This is a genomic window from Blautia sp. HA8986 (assembly GCF_056504635.1).
Genome location: NZ_JBWLUQ010000001.1, coordinates 891,484 through 907,545 on the forward strand (window position 1 = coordinate 891,484; position 16,062 = coordinate 907,545).

Sequence of the window (16,062 nt, forward strand, 5' to 3'; positions counted from 1 at the left end):
TTTTTATAAGACAATGGGTTAGACACCAAAGATCGCCATGAATGTACCGGCAGCAACCGCTGTACCGATAACACCAGCAACGTTCGGTCCCATCGCATGCATCAGCAGGAAGTTTGTAGGATCTGCCTCAGCACCAACCTTCTGGGATACACGGGCTGCCATAGGAACGGCAGAAACACCGGCTGATCCGATCAGAGGATTGATCTTTCCGTGAGTAACCTTGCAGAGAAGCTTACCAAGCATAACACCACCAAAAGTACCGCAGGCAAAGGCAACAAGACCAAGAACTACGATCTTCAGTGTATCTACGTTCAGGAACGCCTCAGCACTTGTGGAAGCACCTACAGATGTTCCGAGAAGGATTACTACGATGTACATAAGAGCGTTGGAAGCTGTTTCAGAAAGCTGTTTAACAACTCCGGACTCACGGAACAGGTTTCCGAGCATCAGCATACCAACAAGGGGAGCTGTTGTCGGAAGGATCAGGCAAACAACGATTGTGATAACGATCGGGAAAAGGATCTTCTCAAGTTTTGTAACAGGACGGAGCTGCGCCATTTTGATCTTACGCTCTTCCTCTGTTGTGAAAGCCTTCATAATCGGAGGCTGGATGATCGGTACCAGGGACATATAGGAATATGCTGCCACTGCGATCGGTCCCATAAGAGAAGACTGTCCAAGCTTACCTGCAAGGAAAATGGAAGTCGGGCCGTCAGCACCACCAATGATAGAGATCGCTGCTGCTGCTTTTCCATTAAATCCAAGGAAAATTGCAAGGAAGTATGCAAGGTAAATACCAAGCTGTGCAGCTGCTCCCATCAGGAAGCTGATCGGGTTTGCGATCAGCGGACCGAAGTCTGTCATCGCACCGACACCCAGGAAGATCAGTGAAGGAAGAATACTCCACTCATCCATTAAGTAAAAATAATGAAGAAGTCCGCCAACGCCATTGGATGAATCCTCAATGCTCAGCATAATGTCCGGATAAATATTTACCAGAAGCATACCAAAAGCGATCGGAACCAACAGCAGCGGCTCAAAACCATGTTTAATGGCAAGATATAAGAACACACATGCCACTGCGATCATCAGGTAGTTTCCCCAGGTAAGGTTGAAAAATGCTGTCTGATGGATCAGGTTTGACAGGGTATTTGTTACATAAGACATTTGTCTACCTCCTGTTTAGTTCATTGTTGCAAGAGTATCTCCATTTTCAACGGCAGCACCCTCTGCAACATCGATGCTGGCGATTGTTCCGTCCGAAGGAGCAACAACCGGGATCTCCATTTTCATGGATTCAACGATCACTACACTGTCACCGGCTTTTACGCTCTGTCCAACAGATGCAACGATTTTTACAACTTTTCCAGGAACAGCTGCAGAAACCTTAACAGAACCTGCGCCTGCTGCAGGAGCTGCTGCTTTCGGTGCTGCTGCAGGAGCTGCCTTTGGTGCAGGTGCAGCTGCCTTCGGAGCTGTTGCTGCAACTGGAGCTGCTGCGTTTCCGTTCTCTTCTACAGTAACTTCATATGCTGTTCCGTTAACAGTAATTGTATAACTCTTCATTTTAAAATCCTCCTAAATAATGATTATCTTTTTCTGCGGTTGATCTTACGGATGGAACGTACTACAAATCCGTCTGTGCTTGTCTTGCCTTCAGAAGCAGCGATTGCTGCAGCGATCACGGCAATAAGCTCACCATCATCTGTTACATCCTCAACAGCAGGCTCAGCAACTGGTGCTGCAACCGGAGCCGGTGCTGCGGCTGCCGGAGCCGGTGCACTCTCTTTTTTCTTTCCTTCCACAAGTCCGGGAATATATTTGAAAAGAGAGATCACGAAGATCAGGAATACCAGAATCACAAATACGGTTCCAAGACCCATCACTGTGTTCATGGCTGCCTTCTCCATGTTCTGAGCCAGTGTATAATTTACATCAACAGTAACAGAAGTCGGGGTTCCTGATTTATCAAATACATAAGTGAAATTCGCTTTGTTTTTCTCGAAGGATACCGGAACAACAACGGTATACTGGTCATCGGAATACTCTACTGTGATATCCTTCTCATCGATATCACCTTTTTTCTCACCGAGCTCTTCTCTGGAGCCGTCCCATGCGCTTGCCGCACTCTGTGTGAAAGCATCCTCTGATTCCAGATATCCCTGGATATCATCCTCGGACATTGCGATGATCGCTTCCGTCAGACCTTTGGTTGTTGTAACAAGCTGACTCTTTACAGAATCATCAACCTCATCAGCAGCCCATGCAGTAGCTGTGCATCCGATCAGAAGTACAGCCACGCAAAGAAATGCCATGCAGACAGAAGAGATCTTTTTATAAAACTGTCTCATACGCTCACCTCACTTAGACTGTTCCATGCTTTTTGGATGGACGGTCTTCCCTTTTTGTGAACAGCATCTCAAAAGCACCGATTACATATTTTCTTGTATCTTCTGCTTTGATCACAGTATCCACATATCCTCTTGCTGCTGCGGATGCGATACCGTTCTGGAGTTCTTTATACTCTGCAGTCTTCTCGTTCAGTGTAGAAGCATCAGCTCCCTCATACATGATCTTAGCTGCAAGGGAAGCATCCATCATACCGATTTCTGCTGTATCCCATGCGTAAACCATGTCTGCTCCGACAGATTTGCTGTTCATGGCAACGTATGCAGTTCCGTAAGCTTTACCAACTACAACATTTACCTTCGGTACAGTTGCAGATGCAAAGGCATGTACCATCTCACCTACGGATTTAGCCATCATCTTCTCGTTGCAGAGAGTTGCTTTAAATCCTGTTACATTGGTAAGTGTAAGTACCGGAATTTCAAAAGCATCACAGAATTTAATGAAATCTGCAGCTTTTCTTGCACCTCTGGCAGAAAGAGTTCCGTCAGAAATCTCTGTCTTATTGCCATCAGCATCGTAGGACTCGCTTCTGTTTGCAACAGCACCAACAGTAGCTCCGTTCAGACGAAGGAAACCTGTTACAACATCCTGTCCGTAAGCTGCCTTTGTCTCAAAAAACTCACCGTCATCAGCGATTTTTGAAAGTGCAATAGCTGTGTCGCCTGTGCAGCCTGCGATATCATCACATACTCTGTTCAGGTCATCTGTGCATTCCTTGAAGCTGTCATTGTCTTCATTATTCTCCGGAAGCATGCTGACCAGTGTACGGATCTGTCCAAGGATCTCCTCTTCTGTTCCGATGCCGTCAACAAGTCCTGTCTCCTCACTCTGGAACTGTGCGGAAGCTGAATCGCATTTTTCCACTCTGTTTCCCTCCAGTGCATTCGGAGTGTTTACAAACAGTCTGCCCTTCTTCTCCTCTACAAATGTAAAGTCTGTAAGAGCCGGTACAACTGCCATTCCACCGCCGCATGTTCCGAAAACAGCAGTGATCTGTGGAATAACACCGGATGCCAGTGTCTGTTTCAGATAGATCTCACCAAATGCCTCAAGTGCATCGGTAGCCTCCTGAAGACGAAGTCCCGCACAGTCTACAAGACCGATAACTGGTGCTCCAACTTTCAGAGCGAGATCATAAATTTTGGCGATCTTTTTGGCATGCATCTCACCAACTGTTCCGTTCAGTACAGATGCATCCTGGCTGTATACATACACCAGACTGCCGTCAATCACACCATATCCGGTGATCACACCGTCTGAAGGTGCTTTTTTTTCAGTCATGTTGAAATCTGTAGCTCTGGCTGTGACAGCCTGTCCGATCTCAACAAAACTGTTGGCGTCAAGCAGGGAATTAATCCTTGCAGCCGCTACGCTTTGTGTCGCATTACTCATTATACTATGCCCTCCATTTTTTTATTAATATAACCAAAAATTCAGCCGAGTATAATTGTACCTTTTTTTTGCAGAAAATTCAATACTTTTCGTCATGAACGTTAAAAAATTAACCCCTGACATATGCCAGGGGCTGTAAAATTAATGAAAATAATCCTGAAAAACTTTATCTACGTACCATTTATAGGTGATTCTGCCGATTTTGTCTTCTGCTGTCACAGGACAGGTGAAAATTTCTTTACCATCGAGCTTCGCATGAAGGGAACCGATCCTCTGATTTTTCCTGACCGGTGCTTCCAGTTTGCCGGGAAGTTCTGTTTCCCAGGTAATCGTCTCTGTTTTCTTCAAAAGATACCTTTTTACCAGAGCTTTTTCAGAAACAGCTGCATGAAGCTTCAGCAATGTTCCTGTACCGGTGCCTCTCTCACGGTTATCAGGAACAGCATCTGATACAGGAATCTCCGGAAGTCTGGGTAACTCCGGAAGAACTGCATATCTGTAATTGTTCCGCCCATAGGACAGAAGTTTTCTGGCATCCGACCATTTGTAATTTTTGTTTCCCGGCCAGCCGCAGCCCAGAAGTGCAACAATAAAAAGCTTTTCATCCTGACGTGCCGCACATACATAACAATATCCTGCATTACCTGTAAATCCTGTTTTCCCGGTTATCACACCTGTCTCCATATCCAGAAATGCGTTTGTATTATGAACTGTATAATATTTCTTTCCGGCAATATCTGAAAATGTATAATCCCTGGTCTGGGTGATATGAACAAACGTACTGTTCTTTACTGCATAGGCCATAATAAGCGCCAGATCCCTGGCCGTCGTATGATGCCTTCCTCCTTCATCCTCACCGTCGAGCCCGTTTGGAGTTACAAAATGTGTATCCGTACATCCAAGCTCTTTTGCTTTCTGATTCATCAGTGCTGCAAATTTTTTCACAGAACCGCCTATATGTTCCGCAATAGCTACTGCTGTATCATTATGACTTTTTAACATCAGCGAATAAAGAAGATCCTCCAGATAAAACTGCTGTCCCTCTTTCATTCCCAGATGTGTCTGAGGCTGCGATGCTGCTTCCTTGGAAACCTGTACATAATCATCTCCATTTCCCAGCTCCAGTGCAAGAATGCAGGTCATAACCTTTGTGGTACTTGCATTAGGTCTTGCTCTATAGGCTTCTTTTCCATAAAGAACACGACCGGTTTCTCCATCCATAAGTACTGCTGACAGTGCATAAAGTTCCTGCACTTCTGCTGCCTGCGCCGGAAAAATCTGCTGAATAATAAGAACCGCTGCCATAAAAGCGACAGCGGCTGCTCGCCTGATTTTCATGATATCCCTCCACACACTGATAAAGCAAACATTCGAATGCCCGTTTGCAGTAACCATTATATTTTTAATTTTATGCGAAAGGATATCCCTGAATAACCAGTCTTTTGTTTATCCGTTAAAGGTAAGATTCCATCTGTCAGAAAGATGGCCTGGTCTAACTGCCAGTGCTACAAGTTCTTCCAGCATGTCCGGTGCCTTGCCCAAAGCTTCATCAATAAGGCGGTCGAGTTTCAGAAGTTCTTCATGGCAATCCACTTCCGGCTCCTGACTCATGAAAAATTCTGTGATAAAAGCCGTTCTTCTCTTCCCTGCCGGGGAAAGGGCATGCTCAGATAAGCGTTTTCTCAATCCTCCATCATCACATACAAGAAGGCTGGTAAAGATTTTCATCATTTTAAGAGAAAGATAGATATTAGAAGTCCTGATCTCCGGCAGCACCTTATGGATCGTTCTTGCCGCCATATATTTCGCTTTAATGCCATGAGAAGGATAAAACCGGAGAGGATTTTTTCCGGTTTCATACATCAGCATACGATCCAGTTCTTTCTCAAGAAGAGTATGGGAAACCTTTCCTTCTTTCGCTACCTGATTTACGTAAGGATGACAGGTTGAATCCAGAATATAGTGGCAGCCAAATCCCAGCATATATGCCATTAACTCCGGATCTTTTTCTCTGCGGACATATTCCATTCCTTTTTCAAAAAAATCTCTTGCTTTCCGGCCATGCATCCGCACTCCATACTGAGTGACCGGATTTTTTGATATGAAATAGTAAAACAGGATATCCGGACCATGCTGCCCGATACGGTACAGATTTCCGTTGCTGCGGATCAGATGCTGCAATTTATCAGGAAGTCTTCTGTAAACCCGTTTTCCAAAAAGATCATGTGCATATGTTGTGGGCATTTTGTATTCCTCCTCTTTTGTTTCCATCCAATTTGCCTGCCTTATGCAGACATTCACTCATTACCTGGCTGCACAATCCTAGGCCAGGATCATACATCCAGCTTCAGCTGTATCTCTTCTTCTGCCTCTGCTTTGAAATCTTCCAGCTGTACAGGATCCATCTCCGGAAGCTCTTCCAGTCCCTGCACTCCGAAACATCTCAGAAATTCTTCTGTTGTTCCCAGAAGAATCGGACGGCCTGGTGCATCGAGTCGCCCCAGTTCTCTGATCAGATCATAATCCATCAATTTGTTGATGGCATGGTCGCATTTTACTCCCCGGATTTTCTCAATCTCTGCTTTTGTCACCGGCTGTTTGTAGGCAATAATAGAAAGCGTCTCCAGCATAACATCCGTCAAAGTTGGTTTCTTCGGCTGAGCTGCGATCCTTATGAGAGAATCGTAGTATTCTCTTTTTGTGCAGAGCTGAAATGAATTCTCGAGCTCTATGATATGGATGCCTCGTTCTTCTCTCTGGTAATCCAGCATCATATCCCGGATAATTTTCCTGGTTGTAGTATTATCCTGCTGAATCGCTTTTGCAATACGACTTAATTCAACCGCCTCACCCATGGCAAAAAGGATTGCTTCGATTTCTCCTTTAGTCTGTTTCAGTTCCAATTATTTTCCTCATTCCTCTATTGATAAAACGGATATCATTATTCCGCTGTACTTCCATTATATTTATAAACATGATTTGGTAAATATAATCAACTGACAATTTATACATCTATTCATCGGCAAATTCTGTCAGATTCTTCCATGTATCCGGATCAGTCACCACCCTTACATGAATATCATCTAATGGTTCTGCCTGTTCCGCATGAATGTGTCCCATCTTCATAAGTTCAAGAATTGCCAGAAATGTAACGATCAGCTGTATTTTAGAATGCTGATTTTCCATAAGCTGCCGAAAGCTGAATTTCCTGTGGCCTCTGGCATACTCTTTCATTTCCAGAAGTTTGTCTGACAGGCTGATCTCCTCTTTTTCAATCCGGCCGAATTTGCTTCGGATCGGGTCGATCTTGTTTTCCTGGCGACGGATCAGAGCTCGATATATTGCATTCATCCTCTCAAGTGTCAGGCCCCTTAAAAGTTCCCGGGGATCCGAAGGCGGTTCATACTGTTTTACCTCAGCAGGTATATCCTGCTTACGGTAGTAGACACCTGCTGCCTCACCCAGCCTGTCTCGCAGTTCATACGACATATATTTGTACATCTTATATTCCAGAAGCTTCTGTACAAGCTCTGCTCTTGGGTCTTCCTCCTCACCTTCTTCATTAATCTCCTTGGGAAGAAGCATCTTACACTTAATATCAAGAAGTGTCAGCTGCCATGACCAGGAACTCGCTCATAACACCAAGATCTTCTTTTTCCATGGAGTGAAGATACTCCATATACTGATCTGTGATCTCCACGATTGGAATGTCATATATATCAATCTTGTTTTTATCAATCAGGTGAAGAAGCAGATCCAGCGGTCCCTCAAATACATTCAGCTTAACGGATATGGCCATTTATTGTTTCCTCATTTCTTTTTCCGGAGGGTTTTACATCGATCACAAGAAGCTCCCTTGGATTGTGTATCCGCAATGGAAGCGTGTGTTCTCCCATTCCTGCACTGACGAACATATGCTGATCTCCCCTGTGAAAATCGCCGCAGCAGAAAGGCGGCAATACGAGATACTGTGGAGAAGAAAGACCATGATGTTCACTCAGGCGCACAACTCCTCCATGGTAATGGCCTGACACGATCATATCTGCCCCCCATTTAAAATAAGTTTTTCCATACTTGGGATTGTGGGCCAGCAGGATCTGCATGCCATTTGTTCCCGGGGATCCGATAAGTTCTTTTATGGTTTCTGTATAAAGTTTCGGAGATCTGGGTTTATGATAATACTCAATTGGCAGCTCCAGTCCGAAAAAGCAGAAATGATCGCCGCAAATAATCACCTCTTCATGAGTATTGCGAAGAATATGGACGCCTGCCTTTCTTACAGCCTTCTCATATTTCCGATAATATTCCTGAAATTCTCCGTCAAGAGACATCTTATATTCATGATTTCCAAGTGCATAATATACCGGAAATTCTTCTGCAAGAGATGTAAGAAGCTTACAGGCTGTTACAAGCGTATCCGGTTCGGTTCGAACCGCCATATCGCCAGCTGCAAGGACTGCCTCCGGCTGCAGATCACGGATCGTATCCAAAAGCCGGCAATTATCCCTGCCATAGGAAACCCCATGCTGATCTGCCAGCAAAACAAATCGTACTCCGTCAGGATTCTGGATCTTATTTGTATGAATCTTATATTTTTTGATTCTGAATGTATTCATATTATTTTCCAAATCCGCAGTTGGGGAAAGTACATACCGGACAGTTCAGACACAGGCCACCCTCACCCAGACTGGCAATCTCCTCAGCTTTTATTTCATCATCTGCCATCACACGGGGAAGGATCAGATCAAATACTGTTCTCTTCGCATACATCACGCAGCCCGGAAGACCCAGTACCGGAATCCTTCTGCCTTTACAGGAAAGATATGCGATCAGAAGCATCGCTCCCGGAAGGACAGGTGCTCCGTATGTTACAATAAAAGCCCCTGTATCACGGATGCCGCCTGGTGTACGGTCATCAGGATCCACACTCATTCCTCCAGTACAGACAATAAGATCTGCACCTGCCTCTGCAAAAGATAAAATCTCTGCTGTGATCTGTTCTTTATCATCTCCAGGCATTACCTGACCGATAATTTCCGTCGGATATTCTGCAAGTTTCTCTCGCAGCACCGGTGTAAACGTATCCTTGATCAGCCCTTTTTTGATCTCACTTCCTGTTGTGACAATTCCCACTTTTTTCCGGTGATACGGAAGAATATCAAAAACAGGCTGCTCTCCCGCTGCTTTTTCTGCTGCATCCATTTTCTCCTTCTCAATAACAAGGGGAATGATCCTGGTTCCTGCCAGCTTATCACCTTTTTTCACCGGAAAATTTCCATGCCTGGATGCAATCATCATCTCCCCAAGAGAGTTGATAGCTACAAGTGCGTCTTTACGAATCTTCAGAACCCCGTCAAGCTTTGATATAACTTCTATTTTTCCTTCTTTGATGTCTGTTCCATGTACCTTGTCAGAATCTCCCGCACATATCTTATATAGAATCTCTGCTGCCTCATTCTCATGAAGGATCCCCTCTTTTTTCTCCCATACAAAAAGGTGCTCTTTTCCTACTGAGAGCAGAAGCGGGATATCTTCTTCCTTAACCACATGCCCTTTTTTGAAAAGAACGCCTTTTTTTTCATCCTTTATGATCTGTGTGATATCATGACACAGAATATGACCTGCTGCATCCTCTGTTCTGATTTCTTTCATTAAAAATCCCTTCTCGTTTCCGTTATTGACACAGAAGCACTTCTGTTCCTGCGTCTATTCCGTTGTATTATACATCCAGCCAGTGCTTTTTGTCAAAAGTATGTTTCACCGAAAAAAACTTTTACAAAAGAAATGCTTTCGCCACCCGTCCGGCCCAGTCTCTGTATCTGGCCTTTTCTACTGTCTCTGCATAAAGGATATCCAGAGTTCCTATCCTCTTTCCATTCTGATAATATTCCTGTATCCCTGCTTTTTCTCCTTTTTTTACAGGTGCTGTAGTTTTTTGGGAAAGAATCCTTTTCTTTTTAATATTGTCCGGCTTTGTACCATCTGTACTCAGATAACGAAACTTCCCCGCATATGTAAGCGAAACTTCTTCTTTAAGCCCTTTACGGACTTTTACAGATGGAAGTTCTTCCAGTGCTTCATCCAGGTATAATATACATTTTGAAAATCCGTAGTTGAGAAGAGAAGCTGCATCACGGAATCTTGTTTTAGGATCCGGTGCCGCCATCACAGATGCGATCAGTGTAATCCCGTTTCTTTCAGCAACTGCACTTAAACAGTATTTGGCAATGCTGGTACTCCCTGTTTTCAACCCCATACATCCTTCATAACTTCGAAGCAGTTTATTGGTATTTGTCAGTGTAAACTTCGAAGAACCTTTTCTTGTGATATGAGTGATATCTTCCATCCATATAGCGGAATATGTAAGAATCTCTGGATATTTGCTGATTAACTCACGGCTCATAAGCGCAATATCATAGGCAGTGGTATAATGCTCCCGGGATTCTGTCAGACCGCAGCAATCTGTAAAATGGGTATTTTTCATTCCAAGTTCTGATGCCCGTTTGTTCATCTGTTCCACAAAAGCCTGTTCTGTTCCAGCCAAATGCTCTGCCATTGCCACACTGGCATCATTTCCGGAAGCGATCACAATGCACTTGATCATAGTCTCTGCTTTCTGTGTCTCTCCTTCTTCCAGAAATACCTGGGAACCACCCATGGATTTAGCATAAGCACTTGTGGTAATGGTATCATCCAGATGAAGTTTTCCGTTTTCTAAAGCATCAAAAATAAGGATCAATGTCATGATCTTTGTAATACTGGCCGGGCTTCTTCTGGTATCCGGGTCTCTGGAATAGATCACAGTACCGGTTTCTTTTTCCATAAGAACTGCGGCTGGTGCCTCAATAAGGCTCTTTTCACTGCTGTTTTCTGCGGACTGTACTGCTTCCCCCCATACTTTTGCTGGTGTCAGGATAAAACTTATGATCACGATCCATGCGGCAAAAGCATTCCGGATTTTTCTGTTCATAAACTCACTCCCACTGAAAATCTCTCTGTTCTATTGTAAAAGCTTATTAGTGGAAATATTACCAAAAAACAGAATCCTGCTCTGTTATTCCTATATGTAGCTATGACATAAAGGCAGAAGCCCTTCTGCATTCTGCCCTTTTGCCCTTTTACTACTCTTTTTCAGGAAACAGCAGCGGAATTGTATTTTTTATACAATCGTTATGAGAATATCCATCATATCTTGATTTTTCATTTACAAATGTGATGGAAGCATCTCCGTTTTCAGCTGTAAGCACTGCTGTACCTTTTGCAACTTGTTTGGGATCTGCTCCATAGGATGGGGAAATGCCTTTTGTAATACTAACATTTTCTGTATTGGCATAAGCATCTTTCAGATAATATCGAAGTACCGGTTTCTCCCAGATCTCATACTGTCCAAGAGGAACATGAGCCAATGTAACAGCCAGCGTTGCATACCCGTTATCATCCATTTCATAGCTGTCCGGAACAAATGTTACATAATCTTCATATTTGTGCGATGCACCTGTAAGATCTTTTCCTTCTGCAACAAAGAAAAATGAAGGATTACCGTGTGCCCAGGTAATGTCCTCTTCCCGGATCTTTTTTATAATAGTGATCGTCCCAAGAGGGAGCGTGTCCGGTGTATTCTCTGCATTCAGCACGATCTCATCAGAAAAAGTATTTTCTTTCTTTTCAAATACGATCTCTTTTTCATAAATTCCTGTATAATTTTCCGGATTCTCAGTTTCAACAATGCGGAATTTGCCCTGGTTTTCTTCTGTAACAGGCAGATCATCAGAACAGTATTCTTTTGTATCACTGTTGTATTTCAGAATACTTTTTTCTTCCAGATCATCCTCATAAGAATTATTTGCAGCATTCCACTGATAAACTGTGAACTCTGCGCCTTCCAGTAATTCTCCTGTATAGATATCTGACTTTCGAAGCCGGATCGTTCCTGTATAATTTGAGATGGACGTATTGGTAACTTCGTAGAAGAGACTTGCATCTTCGTCTGTGATATCTGCCTCTTTTTCCCATGTTCCCTCATATCCCGGCGGATTTTTTGTTTCCACAACACGGAACCTGCCTTTGTTATCTGCAGTTTTCAGAAGCTCTTCACTGGTATAAAGCTGATTTTCTCTGTCATACTTCAGCAGCACGCCTTCCGTTTTATAGCCTTTCAGTGCAGCACTGTATTCATAAAGCGTAAATTCTGCATTTTCCAGAATGTCACCGCTGTCTGCATCTGTCTTTACGATCTCTATTTTTCGTTTATTCGTCTGGTAATTCAAAACTTCAAAAGAGAACTTTTTATTTGTACCAGGCTCTGTAAGTCTGATATCTTTCTGCCAGGTTCCTGTATAACCTGCCGGAGCTTTTGTTTCTTTTACTCTGAATTTACCCTGATTATCTTCACTGTAATAAAATACATCTGAAGTATAGATTCGTTTCTGGCTGTCATATTTCAGGAGCTTTCCGGTTTTTTTGTAGCTTTTTCCTGTTTTGCTCCACTCATAAAGCGTAAACTGTGCTCCTGCAAGCAGATCTTTTGTGTCACCGTCTTTCTTTGTAATGGAAACGGTTCCATGAATATCCATTTCATCTTTCACACTTGCTGTTGCTGTTTTTCCTCCAGTGACAGTAACATTTTTTACAGCAGCACTAAGAAGATATCCTGCCGGAGCTTTCGTTTCTTTTATATAATATTTTCCAGGAGCCAGCTTCGTGAATGTGATCACACCGTTGCTGTCAGTAGTGGCCGATGTTATTTTCTGATCTTTTTGATATTTAGTCCGATAACCGGATTTTATAATTTCAGCTGCATAAAGCGAATACTGCGCGCCTTCGATTTTAGCTGCTGTATTAACCTCTGTTTTAGTGAGCTTTATGCTTCCATAAGCTGCTGGCTTTAATGTGAATGTCACAAGACCTCTTGTTCCCTGATATACATATGCACCAAAATCCTGCATTCCGTCTTTTCCAGTCTGAGTTTTTCCATCTACCAGAAGATAGGAAACCGGCTGCAAGCATCATCTTATACTGGAATTTTTTTGATGCAGTAGTATTCAGCGGAAAAATAAAAAGAAAGTAAGCTCCCTCTTTTAATTTCAGCCTTGTCCCTTTCATCATTGTCGGATTTGTTTTATCAGCATTATATTCTGCCCCGCTGTCCCAATATGCCAGCTGCCATTTTTCTGTGGATGCCCTGGTTACTATAATTCCATTTCCGGTTTTTGCCGCATCTGTAACTTTCATAAGTGCACTGAGCTGGAAACCATCTTTCATACTGTCCGGTACATAAGAATGACTGGAATCTCTGAATCTGAACACAGACATGGGAACTGTCTGTCCTCCTGCTGCTGTCCATCCGTTGTCTCCATACACAGATACAGAAGCTTTATTTCTTGCCGGAATAGTCATTGCCTTGACTTTGGTGATCAGTTTGTTGATTCCTACATGTTCCACCTCTGCTTCTGTTGCATACCCTTTGTCACCGGAATAAACTTTGGACAAAGCAATATGTGTAAACATATATCGGTTCTGCCATCTGGACCAGTTAATATGACTGCAGGAAGGATCGTAGCTCGTTCCCAGATCTCCCGGGCCGCCATGACCAAAATACAGCAGTTTCTGGATTGTAGCATTTTTCAGCACTTTAACCGCTTCTTCCTTGAGATTCACATTGTCAACACCTGTCTTGGTTGCTTTCAGACAATACAATGGAGAGGTCCTCTCTGTACCTGCATCATCAATATAATGCACGAGACGGAAAGTACTTGCCATACGTGTATGATTTCCTGCCACAAAGTCATTGGCCTCTGTCCAGACCTCATCACAATAGGCTCTGGCTCCACTTTCCACATAATATTCTCCAGGCTTTAATGCTGTCACTGCAATATCATTCTCAGATGCGGAAAAACCTTCTGCAATATCATTCTGCTCTGCTTCATCCGAAATCGCCGGTGAAAATGCAAGTACCTGCCCATCTTCGATTTCCTGTATCAGCTCCTTATCTTCCTCACTTTCACCTTTCAGAAGATCTGCATTCTCTTCTGAAAAAACAGTGAATCCCGGTTCTTCTGATACTTCCGCTTCTTCCAGCAGCTGATCACTTTCCTGTAATAGATTTTCTTCTGAAGAGCTATCAGAATCGCTGCTTTCAGATATAGGCTCCTCCTGATTTTCATTTTCTTCATCTGAAGATTCCTCTTTATCCTGAGAAATATCTGGAATTTCTTCTGACATATCTGAAGACGCTTCATCCAGCTTTATTTCTTCCCGGGAAATCACCTCCGAATCATCGGTTTGCTTATGAAAATCACTTTCTGATACAGACTCAGTTCCATATGCATAAGTCAGTTCTCCTTCCGGGCCGGCCGAGACAGCAACGGAGGAAACAAAAACAGTCAGTGCCATCAATATTCCTGCAATTCTTCTTTTCATGTTCTTTTCCCTCCTTTCCGGATTGCCAGAACACCTGCCAGAAGTGCTGCTCCGCCCATAAACAGAAACAGCCAGATTTCTGTATCGTCTCCTGTTTTTACAGGTTTTGTTTTTCCTGTAGAGTTAGCAGTTTCATTATTATAAATTCTGCCCGTTTCTTTTCCTGGTGTTCCGCTTCCGCCAGGCCGTCGAAGTCCGGGAGTTTCCGTCAGCTGCTTCTGCTGATCATCTTCTACAGAAAAGATCCATTTCACATCTCCCTCCCGCAGTGCATAAGTATTATCAAGCTCTGCCGGAACTGTAATCTGAAAATTCATCTGTCCACTTTTTCCACTGTCAAATTTTCCCAGTGAAACAGCTTTATTCAAAGATGCTGCAAGAATATCTCCTGTATACAGTTTCTTTCCATCCATGGAAATCTCCAGTTTCAATTTCTTCAGAAATTCCTGATCCTTCACTGATTTACATTCCGGTGATGTACGGAAAAAGATCTCTGCACTGTTCTTTGTAGTGTTTCGGATTTCCACGGAATCTCTGAAAATATCTCCAGGCATAGCAGCTGAAAAGCCCGAGAAAAAATCATCCGGAGCTGCAATCAGTTTATGTGCTTTCCCTTCAAATTCCACTTTCAGCTTCACCGGACTCTTTTTCTTTACAACAAGTCCGTTGGTATCATGGACACATCTCTGGATCTTCTGATTTCCCCAGGGAGTCATAGCACTGAAATCAGGAGCAAAATTCGCCGCCTGTATCGCATCTGCCACAATGGTGATTCCAAGCCCTTTCTTCTCATAGACATCTGTCCATTCTTTCGGAATACTCACACCTGTAAAAATGTCGACACTTTCTCCCTGCTTCAGACATTTATTATAATAAAAATATTCGCCTCTTTTCATCCATCGTGAAGACATTCCCTGAAGACTGGCATCATCAAGACCTTTCAGACCTTCCAGTTCATCTGTATAAGTAATCTTAACCCTTACCCAGCATGGCTCTGACTTGTTGGTGATTCTTGGAATCTTGGAAATTTCATCTCCAGGTAAAATGATCTTTCTATCCTGATAAGCCATTTCACGGCCGTCTTTTTTCTCCAGTTCTTTCAGAGCTATGTTAATGTCTCCTGTGGAAATATGATTGGTTACAGTTACAGAATCCGAAAAACTTCCGTAAGCAGCCGCACACACGGCAAGACTTCCTGCCGCCAGGATTCCTGCCAGCAAAACTTTAAGAGCTTTTTTCAACAGTTCCCCTCCTCTCTGTCTGTACAGATACCGGGTTTTTAAAATAGCTCCATGCACTTTCAAAATCAGAAAATCCTTCCGCATGAACAGCTTCCTCATAAACATTGATTTCAAAATCAAAAAGACTGTCCTTATATGTGTCATCTATTTTTTCAGAATTGATACGAAATCCTGTACATAATGGCGTTGTAGTTTCTCCCTCTGCCACTATGTTCCTGTAATAATAATACCCGTCTCCCGGATTATAGACCCAGTTTACCTTATCAACTCCCAGAAGTTCTACACCTCTTCCAATATCATCATCTGAATAGGAAAGAGACATACGTACATAACAATCTGCATTGAAACCTTTCTCATTTCCGGAGAAATTCCCCGTCCAGATTTCCTTTTTGTACGAAGGGTTATCACCCATAGGGGTGGGAGTGGGATCCGGGAAATCTTCATCAATCTCCGTGATCACAGATCCCACTGCCGCTGTATTCATCTTGTCATCGTAATCTGAAAAATACGCGGCTGTTCTCAAAGCGCAGAGAACTCCTGTAACAAAAAGAAAGAATATAGGTACTTTTAATAATTTTTCTTTCATTTACATTCCCCGCTT

14 protein-coding genes and 1 pseudogene are annotated in these 16,062 nt (G+C 43.2%); all 15 read right to left on the reverse strand.

Going from position 1 to position 16,062, the window contains the following annotated elements; translation table 11 throughout:
- Positions 1-18: 18 nt before the first annotated feature.
- Positions 19-1,167 (reverse strand): sodium ion-translocating decarboxylase subunit beta, encoded by a 1,149-nt coding sequence (locus AC04Q4_RS04105; RefSeq protein WP_118168967.1) that lies wholly within the window; start codon positions 1,165-1,167, stop codon positions 19-21.
- A 15-nt stretch (positions 1,168-1,182) separates the two neighbouring features.
- Entirely contained in the window at positions 1,183-1,566 is a 384-nt protein-coding gene (locus AC04Q4_RS04110; RefSeq protein WP_173737802.1) for a biotin/lipoyl-containing protein, read from the reverse strand.
- Between the two features lie 23 nt (positions 1,567-1,589).
- The gene (locus tag AC04Q4_RS04115) at positions 1,590-2,351 is read right to left on the reverse strand and encodes an OadG family transporter subunit (protein WP_476388547.1); all 762 of its coding nucleotides are present in this window, start codon (positions 2,349-2,351) and stop codon (positions 1,590-1,592) included.
- A gap of 13 nt (positions 2,352-2,364) precedes the next feature.
- On the reverse strand, positions 2,365-3,801 hold the full coding sequence (locus AC04Q4_RS04120) for an acyl-CoA carboxylase subunit beta (protein ID WP_173737800.1): 1,437 nt from the start codon (positions 3,799-3,801) through the stop codon (positions 2,365-2,367).
- A gap of 141 nt (positions 3,802-3,942) precedes the next feature.
- On the reverse strand, positions 3,943-5,139 hold the full coding sequence (locus AC04Q4_RS04125; protein WP_173737799.1) for a D-alanyl-D-alanine carboxypeptidase family protein: 1,197 nt from the start codon (positions 5,137-5,139) through the stop codon (positions 3,943-3,945).
- Between the two features lie 108 nt (positions 5,140-5,247).
- Positions 5,248-6,045 (reverse strand): zinc dependent phospholipase C family protein, encoded by a 798-nt coding sequence (locus AC04Q4_RS04130; protein ID WP_476388548.1) that lies wholly within the window; start codon positions 6,043-6,045, stop codon positions 5,248-5,250.
- An 89-nt stretch (positions 6,046-6,134) separates the two neighbouring features.
- The gene (gene scpB, locus AC04Q4_RS04135) at positions 6,135-6,704 is read right to left on the reverse strand and encodes an SMC-Scp complex subunit ScpB (protein WP_173737797.1); all 570 of its coding nucleotides are present in this window, start codon (positions 6,702-6,704) and stop codon (positions 6,135-6,137) included.
- 109 nt (positions 6,705-6,813) lie between these two features.
- A pseudogene (locus AC04Q4_RS04140) lies at positions 6,814-7,600 on the reverse strand (segregation and condensation protein A).
- Positions 7,584-8,417: a metallophosphoesterase gene (locus AC04Q4_RS04145; protein ID WP_173737795.1), complete on the reverse strand. Its 834-nt coding sequence runs from the start codon at positions 8,415-8,417 to the stop codon at positions 7,584-7,586. The pseudogene AC04Q4_RS04140 and the gene AC04Q4_RS04145 overlap by 17 nt, the downstream one beginning before the upstream one ends.
- Position 8,418: 1 nt before the next feature.
- Positions 8,419-9,453, reverse strand: coding sequence for a molybdopterin-binding protein (locus tag AC04Q4_RS04150; RefSeq protein ID WP_173755789.1), 1,035 nt, complete (start codon positions 9,451-9,453; stop codon positions 8,419-8,421).
- A gap of 121 nt (positions 9,454-9,574) precedes the next feature.
- The gene (locus AC04Q4_RS04155; RefSeq protein WP_173737793.1) at positions 9,575-10,771 is read right to left on the reverse strand and encodes a D-alanyl-D-alanine carboxypeptidase family protein; all 1,197 of its coding nucleotides are present in this window, start codon (positions 10,769-10,771) and stop codon (positions 9,575-9,577) included.
- Between the two features lie 151 nt (positions 10,772-10,922).
- Positions 10,923-12,746, reverse strand: coding sequence for a SpaA isopeptide-forming pilin-related protein (locus AC04Q4_RS04160; RefSeq protein ID WP_476388549.1), 1,824 nt, complete (start codon positions 12,744-12,746; stop codon positions 10,923-10,925).
- A complete protein-coding gene (locus AC04Q4_RS04165; protein WP_476388550.1) occupies positions 12,652-14,220 on the reverse strand; it encodes a thioester domain-containing protein in 1,569 nt (522 codons plus the stop codon). Before AC04Q4_RS04165 ends, AC04Q4_RS04160 begins: the two co-directional genes overlap by 95 nt.
- Positions 14,217-15,461, reverse strand: a complete 1,245-nt coding sequence (locus tag AC04Q4_RS04170; RefSeq protein WP_173737791.1) for a hypothetical protein — start codon at positions 15,459-15,461, stop codon at positions 14,217-14,219. Before AC04Q4_RS04170 ends, AC04Q4_RS04165 begins: the two co-directional genes overlap by 4 nt.
- Positions 15,445-16,047 (reverse strand): hypothetical protein, encoded by a 603-nt coding sequence (locus tag AC04Q4_RS04175; protein WP_173737790.1) that lies wholly within the window; start codon positions 16,045-16,047, stop codon positions 15,445-15,447. Before AC04Q4_RS04175 ends, AC04Q4_RS04170 begins: the two co-directional genes overlap by 17 nt.
- Positions 16,048-16,062: the final 15 nt, after the last annotated feature.

Excerpts from the sequence above, each read along its gene's own strand:
- AC04Q4_RS04105 (WP_118168967.1), bottom strand. The coding sequence starts at position 1,167 with ATGTCTTATGTAACAAATACCCTGTCAAACCTGATCCATCAGACAGCA.
- AC04Q4_RS04110 (WP_173737802.1), bottom strand. The coding sequence starts at position 1,566 with ATGAAGAGTTATACAATTACTGTTAACGGAACAGCATATGAAGTTACT.
- AC04Q4_RS04115 (WP_476388547.1), bottom strand. The coding sequence starts at position 2,351 with ATGAGACAGTTTTATAAAAAGATCTCTTCTGTCTGCATGGCATTTCTT.
- AC04Q4_RS04120 (WP_173737800.1), bottom strand. The coding sequence starts at position 3,801 with ATGAGTAATGCGACACAAAGCGTAGCGGCTGCAAGGATTAATTCCCTG.
- AC04Q4_RS04125 (WP_173737799.1), bottom strand. The coding sequence starts at position 5,139 with ATGAAAATCAGGCGAGCAGCCGCTGTCGCTTTTATGGCAGCGGTTCTT.
- AC04Q4_RS04130 (WP_476388548.1), bottom strand. The coding sequence starts at position 6,045 with ATGCCCACAACATATGCACATGATCTTTTTGGAAAACGGGTTTACAGA.
- AC04Q4_RS04145 (WP_173737795.1), bottom strand. The coding sequence starts at position 8,417 with ATGAATACATTCAGAATCAAAAAATATAAGATTCATACAAATAAGATC.
- AC04Q4_RS04150 (WP_173755789.1), bottom strand. The coding sequence starts at position 9,453 with ATGAAAGAAATCAGAACAGAGGATGCAGCAGGTCATATTCTGTGTCAT.
- AC04Q4_RS04155 (WP_173737793.1), bottom strand. The coding sequence starts at position 10,771 with ATGAACAGAAAAATCCGGAATGCTTTTGCCGCATGGATCGTGATCATA.
- AC04Q4_RS04160 (WP_476388549.1), bottom strand. The coding sequence starts at position 12,746 with ATGCAGGATTTTGGTGCATATGTATATCAGGGAACAAGAGGTCTTGTG.
- AC04Q4_RS04165 (WP_476388550.1), bottom strand. The coding sequence starts at position 14,220 with ATGAAAAGAAGAATTGCAGGAATATTGATGGCACTGACTGTTTTTGTT.
- AC04Q4_RS04175 (WP_173737790.1), bottom strand. The coding sequence starts at position 16,047 with ATGAAAGAAAAATTATTAAAAGTACCTATATTCTTTCTTTTTGTTACA.